11 protein-coding genes are annotated in these 10,771 nt (G+C 42.1%); 2 read left to right on the top strand and 9 right to left on the bottom strand.

Going from position 1 to position 10,771, the window contains the following annotated elements:
- Nucleotides 1-29: 29 nt before the first annotated feature.
- Complete coding sequence (locus HN459_04825) at nucleotides 30-1,808, top strand: M20/M25/M40 family metallo-hydrolase (protein MBT3478768.1); 1,779 nt, start codon at nucleotides 30-32, stop codon at nucleotides 1,806-1,808.
- Here HN459_04825 and HN459_04820 read toward each other — a convergent pair.
- Both HN459_04820 and HN459_04815 read right to left on the bottom strand, forming a co-directional pair.
- Nucleotides 1,798-2,577 carry a lytic murein transglycosylase gene (locus HN459_04820; protein ID MBT3478767.1) on the bottom strand — a complete coding sequence of 260 codons (780 nt, stop codon included), beginning with the start codon at nucleotides 2,575-2,577 and terminating at the stop codon, nucleotides 1,798-1,800. The genes HN459_04825 and HN459_04820 overlap by 11 nt on opposite strands.
- Nucleotides 2,565-3,659 carry a hypothetical protein gene (locus HN459_04815; protein MBT3478766.1) on the bottom strand — a complete coding sequence of 365 codons (1,095 nt, stop codon included), beginning with the start codon at nucleotides 3,657-3,659 and terminating at the stop codon, nucleotides 2,565-2,567. Before HN459_04815 ends, HN459_04820 begins: the two co-directional genes overlap by 13 nt.
- A 107-nt stretch (nucleotides 3,660-3,766) precedes the next feature.
- Here HN459_04815 and HN459_04810 point away from each other — a divergent pair, with 107 nt between their 5' ends.
- The gene (locus HN459_04810) at nucleotides 3,767-4,609 is read left to right on the top strand and encodes an EamA family transporter (GenBank protein ID MBT3478765.1); all 843 of its coding nucleotides are present in this window, start codon (nucleotides 3,767-3,769) and stop codon (nucleotides 4,607-4,609) included.
- A gap of 28 nt (nucleotides 4,610-4,637) precedes the next feature.
- On the opposite strand, the gene HN459_04805 is transcribed toward HN459_04810, so the two are convergent.
- The 7 genes from HN459_04805 to HN459_04775 all read right to left on the bottom strand — a co-directional run.
- Nucleotides 4,638-5,291 (bottom strand): 1-acyl-sn-glycerol-3-phosphate acyltransferase, encoded by a 654-nt coding sequence (locus tag HN459_04805; protein MBT3478764.1) that lies wholly within the window; start codon nucleotides 5,289-5,291, stop codon nucleotides 4,638-4,640.
- Nucleotides 5,292-5,352: 61 nt separating this feature from the next.
- Nucleotides 5,353-6,753 (bottom strand): M20/M25/M40 family metallo-hydrolase, encoded by a 1,401-nt coding sequence (locus HN459_04800; GenBank protein MBT3478763.1) that lies wholly within the window; start codon nucleotides 6,751-6,753, stop codon nucleotides 5,353-5,355.
- A gap of 183 nt (nucleotides 6,754-6,936) precedes the next feature.
- Nucleotides 6,937-7,359: a single-stranded DNA-binding protein gene (locus tag HN459_04795; protein ID MBT3478762.1), complete on the bottom strand. Its 423-nt coding sequence runs from the start codon at nucleotides 7,357-7,359 to the stop codon at nucleotides 6,937-6,939.
- Nucleotides 7,360-7,478: 119 nt separating this feature from the next.
- Entirely contained in the window at nucleotides 7,479-7,649 is a 171-nt protein-coding gene (locus tag HN459_04790) for a hypothetical protein (GenBank protein ID MBT3478761.1), read from the bottom strand.
- Between the two features lie 11 nt (nucleotides 7,650-7,660).
- Nucleotides 7,661-9,556, bottom strand: a complete 1,896-nt coding sequence (locus HN459_04785; GenBank protein ID MBT3478760.1) for a T9SS type A sorting domain-containing protein — start codon at nucleotides 9,554-9,556, stop codon at nucleotides 7,661-7,663.
- A gap of 107 nt (nucleotides 9,557-9,663) precedes the next feature.
- Nucleotides 9,664-10,437, bottom strand: coding sequence for a DUF1295 domain-containing protein (locus HN459_04780; GenBank protein ID MBT3478759.1), 774 nt, complete (start codon nucleotides 10,435-10,437; stop codon nucleotides 9,664-9,666).
- A gap of 19 nt (nucleotides 10,438-10,456) precedes the next feature.
- Nucleotides 10,457-10,771 (bottom strand): hypothetical protein (locus HN459_04775; protein ID MBT3478758.1); only part of this gene is annotated, 315 nt, incomplete at its 5' end.

Raw genomic sequence — 10,771 nt, 5'->3', positions numbered from 1 at the left:
TTATTTACAAACAGCGGGGAATTTAAAACATGAAACGAACTCTATATTATTTATTACCACTGGTAATCCTGGCCGGTTGCAGTCAATTACCCAAATCAACAACGCCGTCACAAACTAATCCGGAGGTTAGTGCCACGGATTTGTTAAACCACATTAAATATCTTTCAGATGATAAAAGGGCTGGGCGCTATCCTGGGTCAAAAGGATCTCGGGATGCAACAAATTATATCGTCGACAATTTTAGAGCAAACGGCTTACTTCCTGCGGGGACAGATGGGTTTTTACAGCCATTTGAATTCATCACAGGCCTAAATCTTGGTGAACAAAATCACCTATCAACCCAGAATGAAAGCTACGTAATAATGAAGGACTTCATTCCGCTTGAATTTGCTTCCAATGGAAAAGTTGAGGGCGCTCTTGTTTTTGCGGGATATGGATTTACGATTAATGATTCGATACAGTGGAATGATTATGATGGAATTGAAGCGGATGGTAAGTGGGTAATTATTCTTCGCGGTGGACCGGGGGAAGATCACCCTCATTCCGATTTTGCAAAACATACACCCATCCGGAAAAAAGCTATGTTGGCCCGAGATCAAAATGCTGCCGGTATTCTTTTTGTGAACCAAGACGGAGATGAAGATCAACTGATTCCCTTAAAACATTCACCCAATTCAACGGCAATTGGAATTCCCATTTTGCAGATTTCTAGAGAGGTTGCCAATGAATTATTAGATCAAAAGTTAATTGCATTACAAAGCCAATTAGATGATAAATATTCTCCGCAATCCTTTTTATTGGATAAAGAAATATCCGCCGAAGTAACCCTAGAAAAAGAAATAGTGAATGTGCCCAACGTGATTGGTCTTGTTCCTGGTAATGATTCTGAATTAAAGAATGAATATATTGTTATTGGTGCTCACTTTGACCATTTGGGGTTTGGTGGCGAAGGGTCTGGTTCTCTCACACCTGATTCTAACGCCATTCATAATGGTGCTGATGATAATGCTTCTGGAACTGCAGGGATTTTAGAATTAGCTGAAAAATTATCTGCCAATCAAAACTTACTTAAGAGATCAATTTTATTAATGGCCTACAATGCAGAAGAAGAAGGTTTGCTGGGCTCAAAATATTTTGTGAAGAATCCAACAGTTGATCTTAGTAAAATTACAGCAATGATCAACATGGATATGATCGGTCGCATGTCCGAAGATAAGATTACCATTGGTGGCACAGGGACTTCCCCTCAATTTGAATCCATTTTGAATGAAGTGAACCAAAATCACAATCTTAATTTAAAAATGAGTAAAGAAGGATATGGTCCCAGTGACCATGCCAGTTTTTATGTCAATGATGTGCCGGTTCTTTTCTTTTTTACTGGTACCCACACGGATTACCATAAACCCAGCGATGACTGGCAACACATTAATGCTGAAGGTGAAAAACAGATTGTGGATTTAATTTATGATGTGACACTTCGTTTTAGTCATTTGAAAGAAAAGCCGGTATTTACAGAGGCAGGTCCAAAAGAATCCAATCAGACACGGCGGAGTTTTAAAGTAACATTTGGCGTAATACCATCTTATGGCAGTGACGCCGTAGGTCTTGAAATTGACGGAGCCAAAAAAGAAGGACCTGCAGGAAAAGCGGGATTGAAAAAAGGCGATATTATTACATCCATCGGGGGAAAAGATATTAAAAATATTTATGATTATATGTATCGTCTGGCGGAGCTGAAACCAGGAGAAACCATAGATGTAATTATAATTAGGGGAGGAAAAGAGTTAACCTTTAAGGTTAATCTATAAGAATACTTTTCTTTAGTTCATCCCGTAGTTCCAAAACTGCTTTGACATAATTATCCGCATGGTTGTAGGCATAAACCGATTTATACACTTGCTTTTCATTAGCCGGATTTGAAACGGGATACCCGTTCTTGAGCAAATAATTTCCCACGCTGGCAAAAACATCGACCCATTCGTAGGGCATCCGTACACCATCGCCATTGCCATCAGCAGCGTAGGCATTAAAACTGGAGGGAATAAATTGTCCATATCCAAAAGCACCCGCATAGGAACCTTTAATAGAATGGGGCGGAATACTATCAGTGTAGCAATAAACTAAATATTCCACCATTTCCTTTTTAGCCCATTTTGTCCGCCGGGGCATTTTTGCAATTTGGGTATACAGCGCATTAAATACAGTGAATTCTCCGCGGTGGCGTCCATAATTACTCTCAACACCAACGATGCTTAAAATAAGGAAGAGGTCTACGCCGATTTGTTTCTCCACAGATTGAAGGGCCGATTTATTTTTTCCGTAGAAACTTGTTCCTTTATTGATTCGCGAATCTGTAACAAATAATTTTCGATAGTCGGTCCAGCTTTTCTTTTCGTAAGGTCGGGCGAAGCGATCAAGAATTTTATCATGGACGATGATCCCTTCATGGGCAAAAGCCTCATTAAGATAGGATTCTGGAATGCCCTTTTTTATTGCATCGGCGCGAATAGCAGAAAGGACAGAGTCCTCTCCAGCGAAAAGAGTCGCACAGAATATGAGCGGTATTAATTTACCCATTCAGCTATAAATATATTTGTGTCACCAGATTTGGCCTGGTTTCGGTTAGAAGCGAAAACAAAATATTTTCCGTTGGGGCTGAACATGGGAAATCCGTCAAAACCATCAAAATCGGTGATGCGTTCCAGATTAGTGCCATCCAAATTCACAGCCCACAAATCAAAATTGCGACCTTTTGAATCTGCCATATTTGAGCAGAAAACAATTCGCTCATCGTTTGGAAAAAAGAAGGGTGCAAAATTGGCTCCTTTATTGTGGGTAATTTGTTGTTTGTTTGTGCCATCAGCATTCATGACGCGAATCTGTAAATTCATAGGGCGTATCATGCTTTCGGCAATGAGCGCTTTATAATCAGAAATTTCTTTGGCTGTCTTTGGGTAAAATGCGCGCCATACAATCTTAGTTCCATCATGACTAAAAAACGGGCCACCGTCATACCCGAGTTTATTGGTCAGCATACGCTTATCCGAACCATCAGTGTTCATAACCCAGACTTCCAAATCTCCCGATACAATGGATGTATAAACAATGCGACTACCATCTTCCGCGACAGTGGCCTCAGCATCATAGCCTTTTTCACTCGTGATTTTTTCCACCGCACTTCCATCCAAATTGGCGCGAAAAATGTCATAACCCTCGTGTAGCTTCCAGACATAACCGTGGCTATAATCCGGCGGCGGTGGACACACTTTATTTTTATGATGGGTAGAAGCATAAACAATTTTTTCATTTTCTGGATATTGAAAATAAGCGCATGTGGTGACCCCATTCCCGGTAGAAACCATTTCAGATTCACCGGTTTCAATGTCCATGATATAAATCTGGTCGCAGAGGCCTTCACCATCGTGGGCTTGGAAGATCAGCTTTTTACCGTCCGAACTGAAATACGCTTCTGCATTTTCACCACTGAAAGTGAGTTGGCGTAGATTTTTAAAATGACTTTCTTTTGGTTGTATATGTTCATTTGCGCTACCATCAACCAAAGGCGGATTTTGTTGAATGGCGCGAGTCCGCATAAGCGCCATAAAGCCAATGGCCAAGGCAATCACGATTAGATAATGTTGTGGTTTTGTTTTTGACATAGAAAAAATTCCGCTGATTTTAATCCTAAAAGTTAAGTTGAAAAATCGAAGAGGAAATATAATGAAAGTGATTTTTGTCCGCCTTATTTTCTGGTATGCGAAGCCGAATGATCATCATCCTAGCCCTTGCTTTAATTTGTATTAGCACCTCGGCCATTTTTGCCCGCATGATTCCTGAAGTGGCCCCAGTGGCTGTGAGTTTATGGCGCATGGCTATTGGCGCCGCTGTTTTTTGGGGAGCGACCTTTATTCAAAAGAAAGAGCCCTTACCTGAGAAACACCGTTACACCATTATTTTATGCGGATTATTTTTATCCCTTCACTTTATTAGTTTTTTTGCTGCCCTCCATTTTACCACAATTTCAAAGACTACCTTGTTGGGTGCTATGGCACCACTGTTTGCAGCAATAATTGAAAAAGTGTTTTTAAAACGCTCTTGGAATATTGGTATGGCGATTGGATTAGTTCTGGCTTTAATTGGGGCGGCTCTGTTACAAGTGGGCAATTTGAGTGGTGGCGGCGATGATTTGGTTGGTGTAATCCTTGCACTGTTTGCCGGTTTATTTTTAGCCTTACTCATGATCTTTGCCGAAAAAGTGAGGAAAGATTCAGACCTTTTTATTTTCACCCGATCACTTTACGGATGGGCGGCCATAATTCTGTTGGGATTGGGCACCAGTCTTGATCGCAATCTATTTCGTTTTGAAAGTTCAGACTATTTATGGCTCATACTATTAGGGCTTATCCCAACCGTATTGGGTCACACCTTATTATATTACTCTGTGCGATATGTGCGCCCCACCATTGTAAGCGCCGTTCCGTTGGGAGAACCTGTTTTAGCTACCATCATGGCATTAATATTATTTGCAGAGGCGATTCCAATGATGACACTCATTGGTGGCGGCGTAACTCTGGGAGGATTATATATTTTAGTAACAAAACATCAATGATGTAGAGAACGCCGATAAGTGTCTCAGACTATTGATTCTCTTTACGATATTTTTTTATTAAAGGATCGCCGGCATAAACACCATGGCATTCATCGGGTAGCAGTGCTCCGATCCGGCACATAACCTTATCGCCGATTTTTTGGAGCGCACCGTCTCTTTTACTGCGGTCTTTAGGTAAAGAAAAGGGGCCAAAAGATTTGCCGATATTCACTTGAAGTTTGGGACGGACACCTTTAAAAAGATCTTGCCATATATTGCCTCTTAATCCTGAAATACTCACCGGCACAATGGGCACCTGCATGGTGGTAGAAAGAAATACGACACCGCCCTTTGCTGGTCGGAGCTCATCAGAAAGGGAATTTCCCTCAGGAAAAATTCCCAATATATCCTTTTGCTTCAGAACTTTCTTGGCCGTTTTTATTGTGGATGGCCCCAATCGTGTTCGATTGGTAGGAATAAATCCGTATAACCAAATGGCCCAGTAATTAAACCACTCCACCACTTGATCACTGGCTGCCAAAAAGTTGATGGGCCGCCGAATTGCATAAACCACAAAGGGAGGATCAGCATAATTAAAATGATTAATCGCCACTATAAAAGGGCCTTCTTTTGGAAGGTGGTGTCGACCCTTGACAGTAATCTTGGCAATAATCGCTCCTAAAAGAAGAGCAAGATAGGTCACGAAATACCGCACCCGCTTAGGGCGTGGTTTTAATAGATCTAATTTAGTCCGGGCGCTCAAATCAAGAGGGGAATTGATTCAGAATATAACCAATACAGGCGCTGAGTCTTTTAGCGAAGGGGATATGGATAAATTCATTGGGTCCATGGGCGTTGGAGCCAGGGCCCAATACCCCAGTAATCACAAATTGCGCTTGGGGGAATTTATCGCCCAGCATAGCCATAAAAGGAATGGTGCCTCCTTCACCCATAGCTAAAGCCGGTTTTTGATAAAATGTTTCGGATGCTTCTTGGATAGCGCCGTCTAGCCAAGGAGAAAGTTTTGGCGCATTCCAACCGTTTGCCGGTTCTTCCCATTTAATTGAAAGTGTGGCATTGTAAGGTGGTTTTTCCAGCAATATTTTTTCTGCCGCGGCCATGGCTTTGTGACTGTCCACGTCAGGCGGCAGCCGAAAAGAAAGTTTTATCGTTGTATAAGGCCGTAGCACATTACCACCATCTTTTACTGCGGGAACGCCATCCATTCCCACAAACGAAAGAGACGGTTTCCATGTTCGTCTTAAAGTCCCCTCTACTGGGTCGGTAGTAGAAGCGATCATATTTTCATGCCATGGAAAAGCTTCTGTTTCGCAACCTAGAGCGTCCAACATTTTTTTTATTTCTTCAATCCGATGTTCGGGAACATTGGTGTGAAAATCTCCAATTTTTATTTCACCTGAAATTTCATCTTCAATCCGTGAGATTAGCTGCCTCAAGACACGGAAGGAAGAGGGGACTAATCCACTGGCACTCCCAGAATGGACGCCTTCTGTAAGTACATCTGCTCGTAGTTCACAGGCCACCATGCCTCGGAGTGATACCGTTGTCCAGAACTGTTTATAATTTCCCGCGCCGGAATCAAGGCAAACCACCAAATCCACATTGCCAATAATATCCGCATATTCATCTATATAATAAGGGAGATCGGGAGAACCGCTTTCTTCGCAGAACTCAATCAATACTATAATTCGCGGTAGGGCAAGGCCCTGATTTTTCAAAGCTTTTACAGCCCCGAGGGAAGCAAACATTGCGTAGCCATCATCAGCGCCGCCACGGCCATAAAGTTTTTCATCAATCATGACTGGATCCCAAGGGCCGAGGCCTTCGTTCCAGCCCTCCATTTCTGGCTGTTTGTCCAAATGCCCGTACATAAGAATATTACCTTCCCGCTCACCGGGGACTTCAATCATGATGAGGGGTGTTCTGCCTTCAAGTCTTTTAACATGAAGGATGCTGTTTTCAGGGCGATGTTTTTCTGCCCAATCTATAGCGAGATTTAATGCTGTTTCCATGTGGCCCGTGGTTTCCCAATCAGGATCAAAAGCGGGAGACTTGTTAGGAATTTTAATATATTCGGTTAGAGTAGGAACAATGTGGTCATCCCAAAATTGATTCAGGTCATTTTGCAGTTTTTCAGTATTCATGAAATCTTTCTAAAGTGGAATAAAATGCGTTTGGATTTTAATGTAGTTATAAGATTTTTTCTTAGGAGTAAATGTTAAATGATGAGTTTTGACTATTTCAATATATTATTTAATAAAATGAATATATAAAAAGGCCCCCCGATAATCGAGAGGCCTTTTTATTAATCGGACTTTCAGGATTGATTAGAACGGAAGATCGTCTTCATCATCACCATCAGCTGTCGCCGCCGTAGTCGCGGGTGCGGCCTTTCCGCCGCCCGCATTATCCATCTTGCGGCCAAGCATGGTAAAAATATCACCAACCACTTCTGTGGTATAGCGCTTAACACCATCCTTGTCTTCCCAATTACGGGTTTGGAGCTTTCCCTCCAAATAGACCAGCTGACCCTTTTTCAAGAGTTCACCGGACAATTCCGCAGATTTCCCAAACATAACACAACGATGCCATTCAGTTTTATCCTGAAGTTCACCGTTACTATCACGCCAGGTTTCGTTTGTTGCCAGATTGAAGTTGGCCACAGCAGCACCGGACGGCGTATACCGTGTTTCCGGGTCGCCACCCAGGTGTCCAACCAACACCACTTTATTTACACTGCCTTTTTGCATAACGTACTCCTAACTTGTTTTTATTCGTTATTAACGCGTGTGTATTATTCTACAACGCTAGGTTAATTGATGTCAATATATTTTTTAAAAAACTTAACTTTAATGAGGAGAAAGACAGACTAGTTCCCCTTTCTTTTATTCCATAATTTTTTCAAAGCAAGCGCCCCACCAGCCACGGCCAGAGCACCTAAACCACCGATGGGCGCCTGGTTTGGTGTCCCCGGGAATGTAGGCTGTGCCATTAGAATTGTTAAGTAAAGTATTACCATTATCCATTTTCCATATTCCATGGTTTTTCCCTTTATTTCATTAGTACAAGTTTTATGGTTCGAACGGTTGTTCCAGATCGAAGTCGGCAAAAATAAATTCCTGATGATAAATGGTTGGGCCTCCAACGAATTGTTTGATTTCCGGCAGTCATCATTTCATTTGTGATTGTGGCCACCTTTTTACCCCTTATATTATAGACAGTGATTTCAACATGGCTTTTTTCTAGAAGCTCAAATTCAATTGTAGTACTGGCATTAAAAGGGTTGGGAAAGGCGGGGTAGAGGCGAAAGCGCGTTGGTGTTGTTTTGGCATCCAAAAGCATTTTCGCCCTAATTATTAATTCAAATCGCGGAGATCGGTAACTTGGTATATTTCCTATGTTATCTCCATCAAATTCAGGCTGACGCACTTCACGATTATAAAATGAAATAGTGTTTTTGTCAGAAAGATTGATCAAAGACCCCGTTCCATGATCAATTAATTGGACTATAATATTTTCTGGAATATTTATTAATTGCCAATCCAAATCAATGAGGCTGGGCTTTAGTGCCCAATCGCGATCAATTCTGAAAGCATCAAAAGAAATTGATGTAATGGTATCGGCCAATGAAATATTCATTATTTCCATGGGTGTTAAATCATTAAAAAATGCCATTAACATCCTTTCGCGACTGTCAACTGGTTTTAGTTTATATGCGCCACCGGCACCCAAGGAGGAGGATGGAATAACATTTAGAATAGCCACGTCTTGAAAAGAGCCAGTCGAAGCTTGAATTATTATTTGAGGAGCGGATGATGTCTTATAAAATGCCCCCGAGCTAATTGCTTTGGAGCTAGATTTAAAATCGAATTGGGTACCACTGGTTTTTGACTGGATTAGAAATCCTTGAAATGGTTCGATTAATCCGCCTGTAAGCGTTCCTGAGCTTGTGGACGCATCGTAGGATTTAAATGTGCCGGAGCTATTATCCCAGACATAAACAGCAGTTTCATAATTATCATTGGTTCCGCTGCCACTTCCACCAAGACTGAGCTTATCCGCATCAATTGTATGGGTAAAGGGATTCCCTAATAAATTCCATGTGCTGGCAGCGGTTGTAACACTGACTGTTGCTGCATATTCGCTGCCACTGAGCGTTATGGTTTTTGGAAAGCCTTCAGCAGATCCATCATTATTATCATCTGAATAGACATAAACAAGAAAACCAGTTCCGGCAGTTGGTGTGTCAGTTTGATTGCTGATAGATGCCCAAGCGCTACCGCTATATGTATAAACATTTGCTGTTCCAGTGGTGGCATCTGCCCCCGTAAAGCCCTGGGTCCAAATCCCGCTTAATAAATCATCATGCGTTTTACTTTGCAGCGGAAGGGACATGATTCGCCACCCCGCCGAACCGGTAAGCTGAATACTTTGATTGGCATAACCGGGCGTTCCACCTGAATGGTAGCTGTATGTCCAATTGGATCCAACGCTATTATCCGAGGATGGGTCCTTAAGTTCTAGAGACGGTCCGTCACCATTGGGAGGTGTGGGCCAGGTGGAGGCATTGTCAAAGGTTACCTGATCAATAACATTTTCAGAACCGTCGTATAGAGTCAGTGTTTCACCACCATTAGTTAATACACCACTGGACCATTCAAGGCTGCCGGAATAATTGTCGCTTTGTCGAGCGAGAACAATATAAGCCCCAGCCGCCAATGAGGCGCCGGATGAAAAAGTGTAAGAAATTCCTGAAAAATAATAATTGGATAAATCTACCGACGATCCACCTGAGTTGAATATTTCTATGAATTCATAATCCGAATCACTCCCCTGACTGGTGGATGGATCATAATGGATTTCAGTAAATTGGATAGACTGCGCCGTCAGCGCCCCAATGGGTACAAAAAGAAAGAAAAAAATGTATTTAAAGCTTAGTATAGGCATGTCACTTATAATTTGTGCTATGCCGGCACCTTTGTTATGCGGTAATTAGGTTCTAAAACCTCATCGAAACTGCTAATTATTAGAGATTAAGTCAATGGATTATTCTTTCACCAAATTTTGGGAATAAGCGCCTTTCTATCTTTTGGATAGTTGAAAAATTTTTCTTTATACCAAATGTGGTTTGCCCGGGCACGGGGGATAAGATTTGCCATACCCCATAGTGCAAAAGAGAGTCCCGCTAAAGACCAAGTAGCCAGAGCCCATCCCCACCATTCTAATAATTCTCCTAAATAGTTTGGGCAGGAAACCCACTTAAACAAACCATTTTGGGGGATTTTGTAATCAGTCGCTCCATCCGCACGCAGGTTAAACAACATGTTATCCGATTTAATATTGATGCCCATGCCTGTAATAAATATAATTACGCCGATTATAAATTGGGGGCTAGTGAGCCATTCTAAGGGATATGGGTGGTGGAGGCTAAAAAGCCATTCAGCGTTGACCCACGAGTTAATGCCATTAAACCCGATTGCAAAAAGGATAATGCTTACAGGCATTTTTTTCCCAGTAATATGGGCTCTGGCTGGCCATACCCAACTGCGATGTACATAGTGAGTTATCCACATGATATAAAAAATAATTCCCACTGGATCAGCGAGGGTCCATTCTGAGGCGGCAATACCGAAAAATACCGTCATTACAATAATGCAGGGAGACTCCATAAGAATCCACCCTAGGCGCGCAGGGATTGTGGGTCCCCAACCGGGTCGTTCATGGCGACCGTAAGGTGCGCGAATGAACATGAGTAAAATGAATGTGCCCGCCGCAATTCCCAACCAAATCCAGATCGTTAATTCATATTGCCACTCATTAATTAGCATGCGCTACCTTATCCTCTTTTTATGGAACATTTGCCATTATTTCATTCACTGTATCTTTTATAGTATCCTCTAAAGGTCGTGATAAATGGGCCAACTTTTTTCTGGCCAGAGTGCCGGGGATATCTTTGCACTGCACCGCAAGGGCATGAAGACTCCCGAGGCTGAAAGAAGGCCGCTCCCCTGAAAGTTTGGATTTTAAAAAGGCAAAGGGCAATGCGGTGTAAGCTGTCCAAAATGGAATAGTAAGAAATGTTGTGCGAAACTCTAGAAAATCTGAAATAATATCCGCAATATTTCTAAAAGTTGCCCATTCTCCAGGTACAATATAATGTTG

This window comes from Candidatus Neomarinimicrobiota bacterium (assembly GCA_018647265.1).
Classification (GTDB): Bacteria; Fidelibacterota; Marinisomatia; order Marinisomatales; family TCS55; genus TCS55.
Note: the sequence above shows the minus strand (reverse complement) of the source record. Positions and strands in the feature narration are given on the sequence as shown.

Excerpts from the sequence above, each read along its gene's own strand:
- HN459_04825 (MBT3478768.1), top strand. The coding sequence starts at position 30 with ATGAAACGAACTCTATATTATTTATTACCACTGGTAATCCTGGCCGGT.
- HN459_04820 (MBT3478767.1), bottom strand. The coding sequence starts at position 2,577 with ATGGGTAAATTAATACCGCTCATATTCTGTGCGACTCTTTTCGCTGGA.
- HN459_04815 (MBT3478766.1), bottom strand. The coding sequence starts at position 3,659 with ATGTCAAAAACAAAACCACAACATTATCTAATCGTGATTGCCTTGGCC.
- HN459_04810 (MBT3478765.1), top strand. The coding sequence starts at position 3,767 with ATGATCATCATCCTAGCCCTTGCTTTAATTTGTATTAGCACCTCGGCC.
- HN459_04800 (MBT3478763.1), bottom strand. The coding sequence starts at position 6,753 with ATGAATACTGAAAAACTGCAAAATGACCTGAATCAATTTTGGGATGAC.
- HN459_04795 (MBT3478762.1), bottom strand. The coding sequence starts at position 7,359 with ATGCAAAAAGGCAGTGTAAATAAAGTGGTGTTGGTTGGACACCTGGGT.
- HN459_04790 (MBT3478761.1), bottom strand. The coding sequence starts at position 7,649 with ATGGAATATGGAAAATGGATAATGGTAATACTTTACTTAACAATTCTA.
- HN459_04785 (MBT3478760.1), bottom strand. The coding sequence starts at position 9,556 with ATGCCTATACTAAGCTTTAAATACATTTTTTTCTTTCTTTTTGTACCC.
- HN459_04780 (MBT3478759.1), bottom strand. The coding sequence starts at position 10,437 with ATGCTAATTAATGAGTGGCAATATGAATTAACGATCTGGATTTGGTTG.